18 protein-coding genes are annotated in these 15,488 nt (G+C 66.6%); 11 read left to right on the top strand and 7 right to left on the bottom strand.

The genetic code is table 11. The annotated features are described in order from the left end of the window. The first annotated feature begins 1 nt into the window (after position 1). The gene (locus AOT83_RS03000; protein WP_044104248.1) at positions 2–388 is read left to right on the top strand and encodes a DUF488 family protein; all 387 of its coding nucleotides are present in this window, start codon (positions 2–4) and stop codon (positions 386–388) included. Here AOT83_RS03000 and AOT83_RS02995 read toward each other — a convergent pair. From AOT83_RS02995 to AOT83_RS02980, 4 genes are all read right to left on the bottom strand, one after another. Then, positions 378–674: a hypothetical protein gene (locus tag AOT83_RS02995; RefSeq protein ID WP_057963844.1), complete on the bottom strand. Its 297-nt coding sequence runs from the start codon at positions 672–674 to the stop codon at positions 378–380. The two genes, AOT83_RS03000 and AOT83_RS02995, sit on opposite strands and share 11 nt — an antisense overlap. 66 nt (positions 675–740) lie before the next feature. After that, complete coding sequence (locus tag AOT83_RS02990; protein ID WP_057963843.1) at positions 741–1,010, bottom strand: hypothetical protein; 270 nt, start codon at positions 1,008–1,010, stop codon at positions 741–743. Positions 1,011–1,187: 177 nt separating this feature from the next. After that, entirely contained in the window at positions 1,188–1,409 is a 222-nt protein-coding gene (locus tag AOT83_RS02985; RefSeq protein WP_030094710.1) for a PspC domain-containing protein, read from the bottom strand. A 36-nt stretch (positions 1,410–1,445) separates the two neighbouring features. Further along, positions 1,446–1,763, bottom strand: a complete 318-nt coding sequence (locus AOT83_RS02980) for a hypothetical protein (RefSeq protein ID WP_057963842.1) — start codon at positions 1,761–1,763, stop codon at positions 1,446–1,448. Positions 1,764–1,882: 119 nt separating this feature from the next. Here AOT83_RS02980 and AOT83_RS02975 point away from each other — a divergent pair, with 119 nt between their 5' ends. The 3 genes from AOT83_RS02975 (at position 1,883) to AOT83_RS02965 (ending at position 5,324) form a co-directional block, all read left to right on the top strand. After that, entirely contained in the window at positions 1,883–4,150 is a 2,268-nt protein-coding gene (locus AOT83_RS02975; protein WP_044104246.1) for a carbon starvation CstA family protein, read from the top strand. After that, positions 4,147–4,326 carry a YbdD/YjiX family protein gene (locus tag AOT83_RS02970; RefSeq protein WP_030094707.1) on the top strand — a complete coding sequence of 60 codons (180 nt, stop codon included), beginning with the start codon at positions 4,147–4,149 and terminating at the stop codon, positions 4,324–4,326. Before AOT83_RS02975 ends, AOT83_RS02970 begins: the two co-directional genes overlap by 4 nt. Before the next feature lie 62 nt (positions 4,327–4,388). Further along, positions 4,389–5,324 (top strand): DMT family transporter, encoded by a 936-nt coding sequence (locus tag AOT83_RS02965; RefSeq protein ID WP_193606374.1) that lies wholly within the window; start codon positions 4,389–4,391, stop codon positions 5,322–5,324. Between the two features lie 6 nt (positions 5,325–5,330). On the opposite strand, the gene AOT83_RS02960 is transcribed toward AOT83_RS02965, so the two are convergent. Next, positions 5,331–6,329 carry a 4-hydroxy-3-methylbut-2-enyl diphosphate reductase gene (locus AOT83_RS02960; RefSeq protein WP_101312683.1) on the bottom strand — a complete coding sequence of 333 codons (999 nt, stop codon included), beginning with the start codon at positions 6,327–6,329 and terminating at the stop codon, positions 5,331–5,333. Positions 6,330–6,389: 60 nt separating this feature from the next. Between AOT83_RS02960 and AOT83_RS02955 the strand changes: the two genes are divergently transcribed. The 4 genes from AOT83_RS02955 to AOT83_RS02940 are packed head-to-tail and all read left to right on the top strand — an operon-like array spanning position 6,390 to position 9,608. Beyond that, complete coding sequence (locus AOT83_RS02955) at positions 6,390–7,097, top strand: lipid droplet-associated protein (RefSeq protein ID WP_057963840.1); 708 nt, start codon at positions 6,390–6,392, stop codon at positions 7,095–7,097. Beyond that, on the top strand, positions 7,090–8,322 hold the full coding sequence (gene xseA / locus AOT83_RS02950) for an exodeoxyribonuclease VII large subunit (RefSeq protein ID WP_057963839.1): 1,233 nt from the start codon (positions 7,090–7,092) through the stop codon (positions 8,320–8,322). Before AOT83_RS02955 ends, xseA begins: the two co-directional genes overlap by 8 nt. Continuing rightward, on the top strand, positions 8,319–8,516 hold the full coding sequence (locus tag AOT83_RS02945; RefSeq protein ID WP_046252835.1) for an exodeoxyribonuclease VII small subunit: 198 nt from the start codon (positions 8,319–8,321) through the stop codon (positions 8,514–8,516). The genes xseA and AOT83_RS02945 overlap by 4 nt, the downstream gene beginning before the upstream one ends. Positions 8,517–8,525: 9 nt before the next feature. Continuing rightward, entirely contained in the window at positions 8,526–9,608 is a 1,083-nt protein-coding gene (locus tag AOT83_RS02940) for a D-TA family PLP-dependent enzyme (RefSeq protein WP_057963838.1), read from the top strand. 11 nt (positions 9,609–9,619) lie between these two features. Here AOT83_RS02940 and AOT83_RS02935 read toward each other — a convergent pair whose 3' ends face one another. After that, a complete protein-coding gene (locus AOT83_RS02935) occupies positions 9,620–10,192 on the bottom strand; it encodes a DUF4245 domain-containing protein (protein WP_057963911.1) in 573 nt (190 codons plus the stop codon). Between the two features lie 94 nt (positions 10,193–10,286). Between AOT83_RS02935 and glpX the strand changes: the two genes are divergently transcribed. From glpX to AOT83_RS02920, 3 genes are read left to right on the top strand one after another with little or no spacing between them, the layout of a single operon-like run. After that, positions 10,287–11,315, top strand: coding sequence for a class II fructose-bisphosphatase (gene glpX / locus AOT83_RS02930; protein ID WP_044104242.1), 1,029 nt, complete (start codon positions 10,287–10,289; stop codon positions 11,313–11,315). A 30-nt stretch (positions 11,316–11,345) separates the two neighbouring features. Further along, a complete protein-coding gene (locus tag AOT83_RS02925) occupies positions 11,346–12,740 on the top strand; it encodes a class II fumarate hydratase (RefSeq protein ID WP_030094698.1) in 1,395 nt (464 codons plus the stop codon). Between the two features lie 53 nt (positions 12,741–12,793). Continuing rightward, a complete protein-coding gene (locus AOT83_RS02920) occupies positions 12,794–13,132 on the top strand; it encodes a hypothetical protein (RefSeq protein WP_234797629.1) in 339 nt (112 codons plus the stop codon). Here AOT83_RS02920 and AOT83_RS02915 read toward each other — a convergent pair. Continuing rightward, positions 13,129–15,486 (bottom strand): penicillin acylase family protein, encoded by a 2,358-nt coding sequence (locus AOT83_RS02915; RefSeq protein ID WP_057963909.1) that lies wholly within the window; start codon positions 15,484–15,486, stop codon positions 13,129–13,131. The two genes, AOT83_RS02920 and AOT83_RS02915, sit on opposite strands and share 4 nt — an antisense overlap. Positions 15,487–15,488: the final 2 nt, after the last annotated feature.

The raw sequence follows: 15,488 nt of genomic DNA, 5'->3' as shown, positions 1-15,488 counted from the left end.
GATGGTGAGTCTACGGACCCCGGCAGATAAGAATGCTCAGGTGACCTTTTCCACCAAGCGGATCTACGAGACTCCCGACCCCTCGGACGGTTATCGCCTGCTGGTCGACCGGCTGTGGCCGCGCGGCGTGAGCAAGGCTGCCGCGCAGGTCGACCTCTGGTTCAAGGACATCGCCCCAAGCCCCGACCTGCGGGTCCGCTGGCACCACGCCCCTGCTGAGGAGTGGGCCACCTACGCCGACGAGTACCGCGCCGAGCTGGCTACCAACCCGGCGGTGGACACCGCCCACGAGCTTGAACGCGAACATGGCACCGTCACGCTGCTCTACGCCGCCAAGGACCCGGAGCACAATCACGCGATCGTGCTGCGGGATTTCCTCAGCACTTGATGTCGACGTTCACCACGCGGTGCTGCAGCAGAATGCCACCCCAGGCCACTCCAGGGGTATTGACGACAGTCCCCGGATTGAGGAACCGGCCGGGGCGAACGGCAGTTGCCGTGCAATCGCTCATGGGACCGCTACCGACGCGGTTGACGACGACGATGTTGCCGCGCGCCTCCAGGTCTGCGATCACGTCGGCGGCGCTCTCGCCATCGGGACCGGCCTGCGCCGTCGGCGCGGCGAGAAGTGTCGCTGCGACCGCCAGCGTGGATACCGCAAAACGAGAAATCATGGATGCTCCTGTGTAGAACCGCGCTATCGCGGCATGGCTGATACGGGGTCGGGTTAACCGACCCCCTCAGCACCGATTCACACAGCCTTTGAGCAGCACCATCCGGCCCGATTCGCCGGTAATTCGTTGCAGCACAGGCGATCCCCGCGTCGCGGTGAGCAATACGTAGCGCACCACGAACCCCAGCACCAGCAGCATCGCCCCTGCGAGAACCCCGCGGCACATCTTGGCGATCTGCACCACCTGCGCGAAGGCATCGACCTGAGGCGCATCCGCCGGCGCCGCACTCGCACCGTCCCGATCGGCGGCGTGCGTCATGGCCGTTGCCTGGCCCATGACACTTCCCGGATTCACCCCGACGAAGCACAGCACGCCCAAGACAACGGCTACCGCAATAACCCGTAGGGGGTAGTCGTATCGCCGCACGCCCGCAGCCTAACCCACGATTTGCCGGTCAGAGGAACCCCATACACCCGTTGGTTACGAAAAATTAACTTAACGCCCGCCGTCGGGCTATTGCTCCCGCGGAATAAGAGCCCACAACACCAGGTAGGCCAGCACCTGCGGCCCGGGAAGCAGGATCGACGCGACCGTGAGCACCCGGACGATCGTGACATCCCATCCGAAGCGCTGCGCGATTGCCGCGCACACCCCGCCGATCATCTTCCCCGCGCGGGGCCGTCGCAGTGCAGTAGTCATAAGTTCACCGTAGGCGGCCGAAACGTCCAGGCGCATCAGGGAAGCCCCTGATCTTTCCCTGGTCTTCGCGGCTCAGCATGCCAGGTCCACGTAGTAGGTTCCGTGGTCCAGCACCTTCTGAACCGACTTGCGGTGGGCGCCGACAGGATGCTCTTCTCGGTACACCGAGGTGCCCTGCCGCACCCCAGTTACCACGCAGTCCTCCAATGGCCACGTACCCGTTCGATTCAGCATGACGTAATTTCCTTGTTCCTCAAGGGAACTGATCACAGTCTCGGGGTCGCCATAGTCCTGCGGGCGTGCCTGCGCGACGGCCGCCAGCGCCACCGCCGCAATCGGCAACACCATGGCGGCACCCAAAGACCTTGTAAACCACTCTGTTTTGGTCATACCCAACGCTATGAACCAAGATCACGAGCCACATCAGGAATGGCCCCGATCTTTCCCTGAACTTGAACAGACACTCGATGTACGACAGGGCGCCACAGCGGGGACCTAAGGTAACGCGCATGGCCACCGCCGCAGAGCCCCAGGACCTGACTCCCCCACTCGGCGTCGAACTGCTGCGGACCGACCCCGACCTTCCACCCGTCGGCGTCATCGACAATCGGGCACCCTCACCCACGTCGCGTGTGGTGCTGGTGTTGGTGGCGTTACTGGGAGCCTTCGCCTGGACGATGATCGCGCTGCTGCGCGGGGAACACGTCAACGCGGTCTGGTTCGTCGTCGCCGCGATCTGCACCTACCTCATCGCCTACCGGTTCTACGCCAAGCTGATTGAACGCAAGCTCGTCAGACCGCGTGATGACCGCGCCACCCCGGCCGAGACGCTCGACAACGGCAAGGACTTCGTCCCCACCGACCGCCGGGTGCTGTTCGGTCACCACTTCGCCGCCATCGCCGGAGCGGGCCCGCTGGTCGGCCCGGTACTGGCCGCGCAAATGGGGTACCTGCCCGGAATCATCTGGATTGTCGTCGGCGTCGTACTGGCCGGGGCCGTCCAGGACTACCTGGTGCTGGTGATATCAACCCGGCGCGGTGGCCGCAGTCTGGGCCAGATGGCCCGCGACGAGATGGGCACCGTCGGCGGTGTCGCCGCGATGGTGGCCATCTTCGTCATCATGATCATCCTGATCGCGGTGCTGGGCCTGGTCGTCGTCAACGCCCTCGGCGAAAGCCCCTGGGGCGTGTTCTCCATCGCGATGACCATCCCCATCGCGCTGTTCATGGGCGTGTATCTGCGTTACCTGCGGCCGGGCAAGGTCAGTGAGGTGACCGTCATCGGTGTCGCACTGCTGCTCGCCGCGATCATCTCTGGCCGCTGGGTTGCCGAATCGGGCTGGGGCGAAACACTGTTCAGCCTCGACAAAACCACCATCGCCTGGCTGATGATGTTCTACGGGTTCGCCGCCTCGGTGCTGCCGGTATGGCTGCTGCTCGCGCCCCGCGACTACCTGTCGACCTTCATGAAGGTCGGGACCATCGCGATGCTGGCCCTGGGCATCCTGATCGCCCGGCCGGTGGCGCAGCTGCCGGCGGTCAGCGAGTTCGCCTTCAACACCTCGGGCCCGGCCTTCGCCGGATCGCTGTTCCCGTTCCTGTTCATCACCATCGCCTGCGGGGCACTCTCGGGCTTTCATTCGCTGATCGCCTCGGGGACCACACCCAAACTGCTGGAGAAGGAGAGCCAGGCCCGCTTCATCGGATACGGCGGCATGCTCACTGAATCCTTCGTGGCCGTCATGGCACTGGTCACCGCGGCGATCCTCAACCAGCACTTGTACTTTGCAATCAACGCACCCACCGCGGCCACAGGCGGCACCGCCGAAACCGCGGCCGCCTACGTCAACGCACTGCCGATCGGCGGGCCCGACATCACCGGTGCGCAGCTGACCCAAACCGCCAAGGACATCGGCGAGACCTCGATCGTCTCGCGCACCGGCGGCGCCCCCACCCTGGCCATCGGGATCTCGCACGTCATGTCGGATGTATTCGGCGGCAGCGGGTTCAAGGCGTTCTGGTACCACTTCGCGATCATGTTCGAGGCGCTGTTCATCCTCACCACCGTCGACGCCGGCACCCGGGTTGCCCGGTTCATGCTGTCGGATTCCCTGGGGAACCTGGGCGGCCCGCTGCGCCGCTTCAAGGACGCCTCCTGGCGGCCTGGGGCGTGGATCTGCTCGGCGGTCGTCGTCGGCGGCTGGGGCTCGATCCTGCTCATGGGCGTCACCGACCCCCTGGGCGGTATCAACACCCTGTTCCCGCTGTTCGGCATCGCCAACCAGCTGCTGGCTGCGATCGCCCTGACGGTGGTGCTGACGGTCGTCGTCAAACAACGGCTCTACAAGTGGGCCTGGATTCCCGCTGTCCCCCTGGCCTGGGACCTGATTGTCACCATGACCGCGTCCTGGCAGAAGATCTTCTCGTCGGATCCCGCGGTGGGCTACTGGAAGCAGCACCAGCTGTACGCGGACGCCCGCGACGCGGGTTTGACGACGTTCAAGACCGCCAAGACGCCCGAAGCCATCGACGCCGTGATCCGAAACACGTTTGTGCAGGGAACGCTGTCGATTGTCTTCGCCTCGTTGGTGTTGGTAGTCGTCGCGGCCGCCGCCTGGACGTGTCTGCGCGCGGTGCGGGCCGGAGGTCTGCCAACCACCGAGGACGACGATGTTCCGTCCCGGCTTTTCGCACCCAGCGGCTTCCTGCCCACCGATGTGGAGAAGGAAGTCGAGAAGCAGTGGGCAGCGCGGGAACTCGCCGGGACCCGGACATGAAGCTGATCAAGGGGCTGGTGTGGTGGTTCACCTCCGTCATGGGCGACCACGACTACCAGCGGTATGTCGAGCACCTAGGGCGCCGTCATCCGGGCGCTCCGGTGCCCACCGAGGCCGAATTTTGGCGCGCGCGGTACGCCGATGCGGACGCCAATCCGTCGGCGCGATGCTGCTGACACAAGCACGCTGACGGGCACCGTTACCGAACATCCGGCTCGGCACCGGTACCTTTCAACATGTGACAGGTCAACGCGCCCGCTCATCGGTGGAAGCCGATCACCGGTCGGCGCACCCCGATATCCCGGGTGTGCCATGGTGGGGCGCAATCCTGATCGCGGTCGCTGGCACCGCGCTCGGTTTCGCAATTGACGCGATGGCCAATGGTGAGAAGCTGACCGGCGCGTTCGCCGGCTGCTACGCGGCGGGATGCGTCCTGGCGGTTTTCGCGGTGCGGTATTCATCGATCTTCACCGCCATCGTGCAGCCGCCGCTGATCCTGTTCGCGAGCATCCCGATGGCCTACATGATCATGTCGAAGGGACCGGCCGATGGCATCAGGAACATGGCCATCACCACCGGGTACCCGCTGATCGAACGCTTCCCGCTGATGATCAGCACCGCGTTGGGCGTGCTGATCATCGGAGTGGTGCGCTGGTACTGGGGAATGTTCACCAGTAAGCCCGCCAAAGAAAAGACGGCCAAGCCCAAGGCTGCGAAGACCACCAAGACCGCCAAGCCGAGGACGTCGTCACGGACCCGGGTACAGGCGCTGGTGGATGCCGAGGCCGACACCACGGGCAGGAGCGCGGGAACAACCACGCGGACCCGCCGCCCCCGCCCCGACGAGGCCGCCGCGCGGACACGCCACGGACGGCACGAGTCCGGCACGCGGCGCCGCCCCGCCCCCGATTCCGAACCCGTCTCGCGGCGGGCATCGGCGGTCGGCACCCCGTGGGAAGACGAGCGCCCGATGCGGACCGAACGCCGTCCCGCGCGTCGGGCCCGCGACGAATACGACGACTACGGGTATGAACCGCGGCCCCGCTACCGGGAGCCCCGCGCAGAACCCACGCGTGAGCCGCACCGCCCCGCGGTCAGGTACAGAGATGAGCGTCCACCGGCCCCACGGCGCCGTCCAGAGCGATACGACGACGCCTGGGACTACGACCGCTAGCGGGACCTAGCGCCGCGAGGCCCGCAGCTCGCGCGGCAGCGCGAACACCAGCGTCTCGTTGGCGGTGGTGACCGGCTGCACCTGGCCGTATCCGTGCTCCGCGAGCCGTTCCAAGACCCCGCGCACCAGCACCTCCGGCACCGAAGCACCCGAGGTGACGCCAACCGTCGTCACGCCCTCAAGCCAGGCCGGGTCGATGTCCTCGGCGTAATCGACCAGGTAGGACGCGTTGGAGCCCGCGCCGAGCGCGACCTCAACCAACCGCACCGAGTTCGACGAGTTGCGCGAGCCGACGACAATCACCAGTTCACATTCGGGAGCCATCGCCTTCACCGCCACCTGGCGGTTCTGCGTGGCGTAGCAGATGTCATCGCTGGGCGGGTCCTGCAGCGTCGGGAAACGCTCGCGCAGGCGCTGGACCGTCTCCATGGTCTCGTCGACGCTCAGCGTCGTCTGAGACAGCCAGATGACCTTGTTCTCGTCACGCACGGTGACGTTATCCACCGAGCTGGGGCCGTCGACCAGCTGCACGTGATCGGGTGCCTCACCGGCCGTGCCGATGACTTCCTCATGGCCCTCGTGACCGATCAGCAGGATGTCGAAGTCGTCGCGGGCGAACCGCTTGGCCTCCTGATGCACCTTGGTGACCAGCGGGCAGGTGGCATCGATGGTCTTCAGGTTCCGCGCGGCGGCGTCCTGGTGCACGGTCGGCGCGACACCGTGCGCGGAGAACACGACGATCGCACCCTCGGGCACCTCATCGGTCTCATCGACGAAGATCGCACCCGCCTTGGCCAGCGTGTCCACCACATATCGGTTGTGCACGATCTCGTGCCGCACGTAGACGGGGGCGCCATGCTTCTCCAGCGCCCGCTCGACGGTCTCCACCGCACGATCGACACCAGCGCAGTAGCCGCGCGGCTCAGCCAGCAGCACGCGCTTGCTCGTCGCCGGGCCGACGACGGTGCTCACCATCCCCGGAGTGCCCATATCGACTGCAGCCATAGTCACCAGCTTACGGCCCAGCCTTTCGCTGCACGACCGACGTAAGGCAAGCTTGGACCTATGATTCGTCCTCCGTTCGGCGTCCGGTTGCTTCTTGGGGTCGCCGCCACCGTTCTTGAAGAGACCCGCAAGCTGCCGCAGGCGGTGCTGACCTATCCCATGACGGCTGCCAGCCAGACCGTGCAGAACTTCATGCGGTTCCAGCAGACAGTCACGGAATTGGCCATCAAGGGCGACGAGACCTGGGAAAACATCTTCCCGCCCACCGAGGAGCAGCCGGAGTGGGCGACCTTCGACGAGGACATCGATGAGCTCGATGCACCCGAACCCGACGAGACGCAGGCCAACGCCGTCTACGAGGATGCGGCCGAGCGGATGACCCAGGGCCGGTTTGCGCTGTACTCCTCCGAACCCGCAGCGCCGTCGGATTCCGAACCCGAGGCAACCGCACCGGCCTCCGAGGCCGCGCCGGTAGCCGCGAAGGCCGCACCGCGTAAGGCGCCTGCGAAGAAGGCTGCCGCCAAGAAGGCCCCGGCCAAAAAGGCAGCCCCGGCGGCACCGTCCGAGGCGGCGGACCCGAATGCTCCCGATGTCGTCGTCGAGCTCGGCTATCACGACCTGACGCTGGCGCAGCTGCGGGCGCGGTTGCAGTCGCTGTCCGTGAGCGAGCTCGAAGAACTGCTGACCTACGAAGACGCTCACAAGGCACGCGCGCCGTATCAGACCTTGCTCGCGAACAGGATCACCCGCGCCGCTGCCCGTGGCTGATCCGGGGACAAGCCCCGAGAACCCGTGGCCGGTCCGGGCCGTTGCCACCCGGGTGGCCAAGTGGATCGACCGCCTGGGCCAGGTGTGGGTGGAAGGTCAGCTGACGCAGATCGATGTGCGGCCCGGCAGCAAGACCGTGTTCATGGTGCTGCGCGACCCGGCCGCCGATATGTCGCTGACCGTGACCTGCCCGCCCGACATGGTGCGCAACGCCCCGGTGAAGCTGACCGAAGGCACCCAGGTGGTGGTGTGCGGTAAACCCACCTTCTATACGGTGCGCGGCTCATTTTCCTTGCGGCTCAGCGAGATCCGTGCGGTAGGTATCGGTGAGCTGCTGGCCCGGATCGAGCGGCTGCGTCAGCTGCTGGCCGCCGAGGGACTGTTCGACGCGCGGCTCAAGCGCCCGGTCCCCTTCCTGCCATCCCGCATCGGCCTGATCACGGGCCGGGCCAGTGCCGCCGAGCACGATGTGACCTCGGTGGCCTTGTCACGCTGGCCCGCAGTGCAATTCACGGTCCGCAACACTCCCGTGCAGGGCCCGCACGCGGTGGCCGAGATCGTGGCCGCGCTACAGGCACTGGACGCCGACCCCGCGGTGGACGTGATCGTGCTGGCCCGCGGCGGTGGCAGCGTGGAGGACCTGCTGCCGTTCTCAGACGAAACCCTGTGCCGCGCGATTTCGGCATGCCGAACCCCGGTGGTCAGCGCCGTCGGGCATGAGCCGGACAACCCGCTCTCCGATCTGGTGGCGGACCTGCGCGCGGCCACACCCACGGACGCGGCCAAGAAACTGGTGCCCGACGCGGCGGCCGAACAGGCGTTGATTCTGGACCTGCGGCGGCGTTCGGCTCAGGCATTGCGCAACTGGGTGCAACGCGAGCAGCGCGGACTAGACCAGGTACGCAGCCGGCCGGTGCTGGCCGATCCGCTCCGGATGGTCACCGTGCGCCAGGACGAAATCGCCGTCGCGCGAACGGCATTGCGCCGCGATATGAAGCGGCTGGTGGAATCCGAATCGCAACGGGTAGGCCACTTATCGGCACAGCTGGCCACGTTGGGACCGGCCGCCACCCTGGCCCGCGGCTACTCGGTGGTGCAGCGGGTGCGCGACGATGGCACGGTGGAGGTGCTGCGGACGGTAACCGATGCACCCGCAGGGGCATCGCTGCGTGTGCGCGTTTCCGATGGTGCCGTGACCGCAACCGTGACAGGAGAATCGTCATGACCAATCCCGCCGAACTCGGTTACGAGCAGGCGCGCGCCGAGCTCATCGAGGTCGTGCAGCAGCTCGAACAGGGCGGCCTGGATCTGGACACCTCGCTGGCGCTCTGGGAACGCGGTGAGGCACTGGCCAAACGCTGCGAGGAGCACCTGGCGGGCGCACGCAAGCGCATCGAGGACGCGCTGGACTCCGATTAGTGTCAAGACATGTCTGACACGACGCAACCTTGTGGTCTGGACGATATCGACACCCCTTTCCTGGCCATCGATCTGGCGGTGATGGACCGCAACATCGAACGGCTGGCCGGGCGCCTACGCGGCACCGGGGTCCAGCTGCGGCCACATGCCAAGAGCCACAAGTGCGTTGAGATAGCACAACGCCAGATCGACAGCGGAGCCATTGGCCTCACCGTCGCCACCATCGGCGAGGCCGAGGTGTTCGCCGACGCAGGATTCACCGACCTTTTCATCGCCTACCCGCTGTGGCTGACTCCGCAGAAGGCCGACCGGATACGGAAGGTGACCGCCCGCGCGCAACTGCGCGTCGGGGTCGATTCCATCGCGGGTGCCCGGCAGTTGGCCGAGTATCTCGCCGATCTACCCATCACCGTCGTCATCGAGGTCGACTCCGGCCATCACCGCACCGGGGTCGATCCCGCCGAGGCCGGTGACGTTGCGGCAGCAGCGCGCGCCGCCGGACTGAATGTCGTGGGTGTCTTCACATTTCCGGGCCACGGCTACACACCGGGCCACCGCGCAGAGGTCGCCGCCCAGGAATCGCACGCGCTTGGAGCGGCCGCCGAAAGCCTGCGCGCACAGGGGATCGAGCCGTCTGTGATCAGCGGCGGCTCCACCCCCACCGTCGATGCCGCCGACAACACGGTGCTGACCGAGGTGCGACCCGGTGTCTACCCGTTCAACGATGCCCAGCAGTTCGAGTTGGAGGTCTGCACGCTCGACGACATCGCTCTCAGTGCCGTCACCACAGTGGTGCACACCCGCGACCGGACCGCCGTCGTGGACGCGGGCAGCAAGATCCTGGGCGCCGACCGGCCGGGCTGGGCCACCGGTTTCGGACGGGTAATCAGCGAACCGGATGCGCGCATCGTCGCGCTGTCCGAGCATCACGCAACCATCGAGTTTCCCGGGGCGGCACCGGATGCCGGCACCCGTCTGCGGATCGCGCCGAACCATCTCTGCAATGCCGTGAACCTGGTCGACACGCTGGTGGTGGATACCTCGGGCGGCCCGCGCCGCTGGGCGGTGGCCGCACGGGGCGCCAACACCTAGATGCACGCCTCCTAGCGCGGCAGCGGCTTAGCGGTTTGCACCGCCCGCGCGACGGTCCGGAAGTCTTCGGTGTTTCCGGACCCGGTGAGCGCGACGGTCACCGAGTTGTCCAGCCGCGTGGCCCACAGCGGCTCCGCACCCTCACCACCCTCGTACGCCACCCAGCTCACGCCGTCGACATTCTCCGGCCCGCGAGGCACCAGCCCACTGTCGAGCTTCGGGACCAACTTCTCCTCGGGGGCACCGCTCTGCACCACCGCCATGTACGTACCGGTCGGGCTCAGGTAGCCCACCTTGGACAGCGGCATCCCCTCGACGCTGTCGCGCCCGCCGGAGTTGGCCCGCCAGCCCGCGGGCAGCGACGGCTCCCGGACCGGAAACGAGAACTGCCGGGCATCGGCCTGCAGCGCGGCGTGCGCGTCATACGAGGGCGGCTCACCGACCGTCGGCCCATTCGGCGTGAAGGAACACATCCCCAGCAATCCGGCCAGCACGATGCACGCGACTACCAGCGGAGCCATCGACCAGAACATGTCCCGGCCGTCCTGAAACAACCGCGGCTTGGCCGGACGGGGTGCGGGCACGGCGATGCGATCGTCGGGTCCGGAATCTTGGTCCGGATCAGGTGCGCCTCCCACGCCCCCATCCTTGCAGGCGCGCATGAAACAATCACAACCCATGAGCCCGTCGCGCAGAGAAGCCCCGGACCGCAACCTGGCGTTAGAGCTGGTCAGAGTGACCGAGGCGGGTGCCATGGCCGCAGGTCGATGGGTCGGCCGCGGCGAGAAGGAGAAGGGTGACGGCGCCGCCGTCGACGCCATGCGCGAGCTGGTCAACTCCGTTTCCATGCGCGGTGTGGTCGTCATCGGAGAAGGCGAGAAGGACAACGCCCCGATGCTCTACAACGGCGAGGAAGTCGGCAACGGCGACGGCCCGGACTGCGATTTCGCCGTGGACCCGGTAGACGGAACCACCCTGATGAGCAAGGGCATGCCCAACGCGATCTCGGTGCTCGCGGTCTCCGAGCGCGGCACCATGTTCGACCCCTCAGCCGTCTTCTACATGGAGAAGATCGCCGTCGGCCCGGACGCCGCCGATGTCATCGACATCACCGCACCCGTCTCGGAGAACATCAAGCGCGTCGCCAAGGTGCGCAACTGTTCGGTGTCCGATATCACTGTGTGCATCCTGGACCGGCCCCGCCACGGCGAACTGATCCAGAACGTGCGCGAGACCGGTGCCCGCATCCGTCTGATTTCCGACGGCGACGTGGCCGGCGCCATCTCCACCGCCCGCCCGAACTCGGGCACCGACATGCTGCTGGGCATCGGCGGCACCCCCGAGGGCATCATCGCCGCGGCCGCCATGCGCTGCATGGGCGGTGCCATCCACGGCAAGCTCGCCCCACGTGATGACGAGGAACGCCAGAAGGCCATCGACGCCGGGTACGACCTGGAGCAGATCCTCACCACCGAGGACCTGGTGTCCGGCGAGAACGTCTTCTTCTGCGCGACCGGCGTCACCGACGGCGATCTGTTGCAGGGCGTCCGGTACTTCGGCGGCGGCTGCACCACGCAGTCCATCGTGATGCGTTCCAAGTCCGGCACCGTCCGGATGATCGAGGCGTACCACCGTCTTACCAAGCTCCGCGAATACTCCGCGGTCGACTTCACCGGCGACGACGACGCCACGCACCCCCTCCCCTAATTCCATCATCGACGACGAGAAGGAAGACCATTGTCTGAACAGCAGTACCGCATCGAGCACGACACCATGGGCGAGGTTCGCGTACCCGTGGAAGCACTGTGGCGCGCGCAGACTCAGCGCGCCGTCGAGAACTTCCCCATCTCGGGGCGCGGCCTGGAGCGCACACAGATCCGTGCGCTCGGCCTCCTCAAGGGCGCCTGTGCACAGGTGAACAAGGACCTGGGTCTGCTGGACCCGGCCAAGGCCGACGCCATCATCGCCGCCGCCGCCGAGATCGCCGACGGCAAGCATGACGACCAGTTCCCCATCGATGTGTTCCAGACCGGTTCGGGCACCAGCTCGAACATGAACGCCAACGAGGTGATCGCCTCGATCGCCGCCAACAACGGCGTGACGGTGCACCCGAACGACGACGTGAACATGTCGCAGTCCTCCAACGACACCTTCCCGACGGCCACTCACCTGGCCGCGACGGAAGCCGCTGTGCGCGACCTGATTCCCGCGCTGGATTACCTGCAGCAGGCGCTGGCCACCAAGGCCAAGGCCTGGAAGACCGTGGTCAAGTCGGGCCGCACCCACCTCATGGATGCGGTGCCGGTGACCCTGGGCCAGGAATTCGGCGGCTACGCCCGCCAGATCGAAGCCGGCGCGGAGCGCGTGAAGGCGACGCTCCCCCGTCTCGGTGAGCTGCCCATCGGCGGTACCGCAGTCGGCACCGGCCTCAACGCCCCCGACGGCTTCGGCGCCAAGGTCGTCGAGGAACTCAAGAAGTCAACGGGCCTGTCGGAGCTGAAGACCGCCGCCGACTCGTTCGAGGCACAGGCCGCTCGTGACGGACTGGTCGAGGCATCGGGCGCGCTGAAGACCATCGCCGCGTCATTGACCAAGATTGCCAACGACATTCGGTGGATGGGCTCCGGGCCGCTGACCGGCCTGGGCGAGATCCAGCTTCCCGACCTGCAGCCCGGCAGCTCGATCATGCCCGGCAAGGTCAACCCGGTGCTGCCCGAGGCCGTGACCCAGGTGGCCGCACAGGTCATCGGCAACGACGCCGCCATCACCGTCGGCGGACTGTCCGGCGCCTTCGAACTCAACGTGTACATCCCGGTGATGGCGCGCAACCTGCTGGAGTCGTTCACGTTGCTGGCCAACGTGTCTCGCCTCTTCGTCGACAAGTGCGTGGACGGCCTGGTGGCCAACGAGGAGCACCTGAAGACGCTGGCGGAGTCCTCCCCGTCGATCGTCACCCCGCTGAACTCGGCCATCGGCTACGAGGAAGCGGCCGCCGTCGCGAAGGAAGCGCTCAAGGAGCGCAAGACCATTCGCCAGACCGTCATCGATCGCGGCCTCATCGGCGACAAGCTGAGCGTCGAGGAGCTGGACAAGCGCCTGGACGTGCTCGCCATGGCGAAGGTGAAAGATTAATTAAGGCTCGGTTCGTCCGTCTGGTCCTCGTCATCGCCGGTATCTACCAGGCGGTGACGGGGACCTGGGCGATTGTGGCCCCTGAATCGTTCTTCGACACGCTCGGCGCATTCGGCGTGCGAAACGACCACTACCTGTTCGACTTCGGGTCCTTCGCGATCCCAGTAGGGCTGGCGCTGCTGGCCGCGGTGAAGTGGCCGTCATGGCGGGTACCCGCGCTGGCCATTGCCACCGGCCACTGGGCGCTGCACACCGTGAGCCATCTGGTGGACACCAACCATCACCAGGGCCAGGCTCTGGGAATCTTCGAAGGACTCGGCCTGTTGGTGACGGCGGCGCTCATGGCACTGGCGCTGTGGTTCACGGCCGCTGAGGAATCCCGGGCGGATTAGCGCGGCCTGGATATCGTCACCGTGGACACCGCCTCCTTGGCGACGTCGGCGGCGCTGAAGGCCAATGGGCGCAGCTGTTCGGCACTGAATGCCTGCGCGCCCGCGTAGTAGGCGGGGTTCCTGGAATCGTCCGGGTTGCCGTAGACCAGAAGGCCTTTCGCATCCGGCCCGTCGGGACCGTATTGCAACGCCATGATGAAGCTGTCGCCTTCCTGGATGGGGTACCCGTTGAGCACCCCCGATGGGCCCGGGATGGCGCGCAGCTCCGTGCCGGGTTCCAGGCGTTCACCGGGACTGGGCTGCGGCTCGGAGCTGGTGCCCCAGGAGCAGCAGTCCACGATGTTGGCGGCGCCTTCGATATCGGTTCCGCCACCGATCGGCAGCAGCCGTCCGGTGTGCACCTCACGTTGCAGGTCCCCCAAGGGCGCATCGACCGGAATGCCGGCGCGCTGCAGCAGCCGCACGGCGGCCGCCAGTTCGGTGAGCCACGGCCCGACGTCGGTGACCGGAACCGAGGGCGAGCCAACGGGATTGGCCGGGTTGAACCCGTCCGCGAAAAGCCTGCCGCGGTCCTTTCGCTCCTCGGGGGTAAAGCGGGAGAGCCATTCGCGGAACACGGCGGCTCCGCGCGCGGTCTTGGTGAATCTGCCGTCCCAGGCGGCCAGCGCCGAGCATGCCGGGGCCAGGTCCACACCGTCGACAACCTTGGTCGCCGTGCATGCCCGCACCAGCGGTATACGCAGCTGATCGGCGAGGATCGCGCGATCGGAGAACAACGCGGCACCCACATCGTCGATCGTCCACTTACCGCTGTTCTCGGCGAGGAGTCGCGCGTTGGTCTTGGTGCGGGGCGTCAGCATCCACCCCTCGCCACCTTGTTGTGGCTGATAGCCGGTGAGCAGCTGATCCGGATGAGCAAGCCACATACTGTCATTGGCGTTGAAGACATAATCTCGCCGCTCGAGCTGGGGCATGTGGTCGTACCCGATGAGCCCGGGCGCCGCGGCGTTGTCATCATCGGCCCAGTCGAAGAGCGACCGGGAGCCATTGAGCACCACCATGCCCGCGGAGCGATACGCATCCCTGATCAGGCCCGGCTTTTCGCGATCCACCGCCCACGCGGCGAGCGCCTCCCTGGACAGATTGGGGGTGGCGGAGCTGTCGACAATCCAGGCACGTCCGTCGGCGCTCGTCGAGACGGTATTCATCCATGGCACACCCCGATTGGCCCGGAAAACATCCTGGAAATCATCCATGGATTCCGCGGTGGCCATGCCCAGATACTGGGTCAGCGTGGTGTTGGTATCGGCGTTGGCGTCGGCCATCGCGATGGCCTGCGCCCGTGTCCAGCCCACGGTGTCCACGTCGGCCACCGGTCCGTGCTTGGTGGAGTAGAGGGTGCGGCTCATCGGCGAGATGCCCTGTTCGCCCGCCACTTCGATGGTGATGGGGTCGGGCGTCATCACCTCGCGCCGTCCGTCCACGTAGTACGCGGTGGGGTCGGACGCATCCAGGTCGTAGCGATACAGCGCGAAGCGGCGCCCGGCTGCCACGGTGGCCGTCCATGCCACCGCATCGGTGAATCCGAGCTGTACCAACGGCATTCCGGATAACCCGACACCGTAGACATTGAGCTGTCCGGGAATGCTCTGATGCGCCTCCCAGAGACGGTTCTCGCCCGTCCAGGGGTAATGCGGGTTGGCCAATAGCAGGCCGCCGCCGGTGCTGGAGCGTTCCGACCCCAACGCCCATCCGTTGCTTCCCATCTGCGGCCGGGCGGGCAGCGCACCCGGGTGCGGCGCCGATGTGCCTGAAGGCGGCTGTGCCCTACCGATTTCGGTGATCATGGAGATGCTGGACACCGTCATCACGACATCGGAGAAATGCGCGTACAAGTCCTGCGCCGTGATCGGGCCGACCCAACCGGCACCGTCGCACCAGCCACCGTTCACGCCGTTGAGCGACAGGGATTCGTTGAACCCGGCGACGTACCCGTCGACGAGCTCACGGACTCTGACCGGCTGATCGGCCCAGCGTTTGGGGGCGTTCTCCCACAGTTTCAGGTGGCGGTAACCGAAGTCCATATCGACGTTCCGATTGCCGGCTCCGGACCCCAGCCACTTGCTGCGCTCGCCGCGGACCTTGATGATCTGGTCGATCAGCGTGCAGGCGCGGTCCTCTGCGAACGCGTACCCGGTGCCGTAACCCAATGAGCCCCAATCGTCCGCGCTGACATGCGGGACACCGCGTTCGTCTCGGCTGATCGTCGCGACGTAGCGCTGAGGAGCGGGAAGTACGACGCTGGCGGGCCCGACAAGCAGTGCCGTGATCAACACCAAGGCGACGAGTCGCACCA

Source organism: Mycobacteroides sp. H001, from assembly GCF_001440005.1.
GTDB lineage: Bacteria > Actinomycetota > Actinomycetes > Mycobacteriales > Mycobacteriaceae > Mycobacterium > Mycobacterium gwanakae.
The sequence above is the reverse complement of the archived record's forward strand: the minus strand, read 5'-3'. Positions and strand labels throughout refer to the sequence as shown.

What these genes read in the sequence shown, in the direction of transcription:
- AOT83_RS03000 (WP_044104248.1), top strand. Translation starts at nt 2, where the DNA reads ATGGTGAGTCTACGGACCCCGGCAGATAAGAATGCTCAGGTGACCTTT.
- AOT83_RS02995 (WP_057963844.1), bottom strand. Translation starts at nt 674, where the DNA reads ATGATTTCTCGTTTTGCGGTATCCACGCTGGCGGTCGCAGCGACACTT.
- AOT83_RS02990 (WP_057963843.1), bottom strand. Translation starts at nt 1,010, where the DNA reads ATGGGCCAGGCAACGGCCATGACGCACGCCGCCGATCGGGACGGTGCG.
- AOT83_RS02985 (WP_030094710.1), bottom strand. Translation starts at nt 1,409, where the DNA reads ATGCGCCTGGACGTTTCGGCCGCCTACGGTGAACTTATGACTACTGCA.
- AOT83_RS02980 (WP_057963842.1), bottom strand. Translation starts at nt 1,763, where the DNA reads ATGACCAAAACAGAGTGGTTTACAAGGTCTTTGGGTGCCGCCATGGTG.
- AOT83_RS02975 (WP_044104246.1), top strand. Translation starts at nt 1,883, where the DNA reads ATGGCCACCGCCGCAGAGCCCCAGGACCTGACTCCCCCACTCGGCGTC.
- AOT83_RS02970 (WP_030094707.1), top strand. Translation starts at nt 4,147, where the DNA reads ATGAAGCTGATCAAGGGGCTGGTGTGGTGGTTCACCTCCGTCATGGGC.
- AOT83_RS02960 (WP_101312683.1), bottom strand. Translation starts at nt 6,329, where the DNA reads ATGGCTGCAGTCGATATGGGCACTCCGGGGATGGTGAGCACCGTCGTC.
- AOT83_RS02955 (WP_057963840.1), top strand. Translation starts at nt 6,390, where the DNA reads ATGATTCGTCCTCCGTTCGGCGTCCGGTTGCTTCTTGGGGTCGCCGCC.
- AOT83_RS02945 (WP_046252835.1), top strand. Translation starts at nt 8,319, where the DNA reads ATGACCAATCCCGCCGAACTCGGTTACGAGCAGGCGCGCGCCGAGCTC.
- AOT83_RS02940 (WP_057963838.1), top strand. Translation starts at nt 8,526, where the DNA reads ATGTCTGACACGACGCAACCTTGTGGTCTGGACGATATCGACACCCCT.
- glpX (WP_044104242.1), top strand. Translation starts at nt 10,287, where the DNA reads ATGAGCCCGTCGCGCAGAGAAGCCCCGGACCGCAACCTGGCGTTAGAG.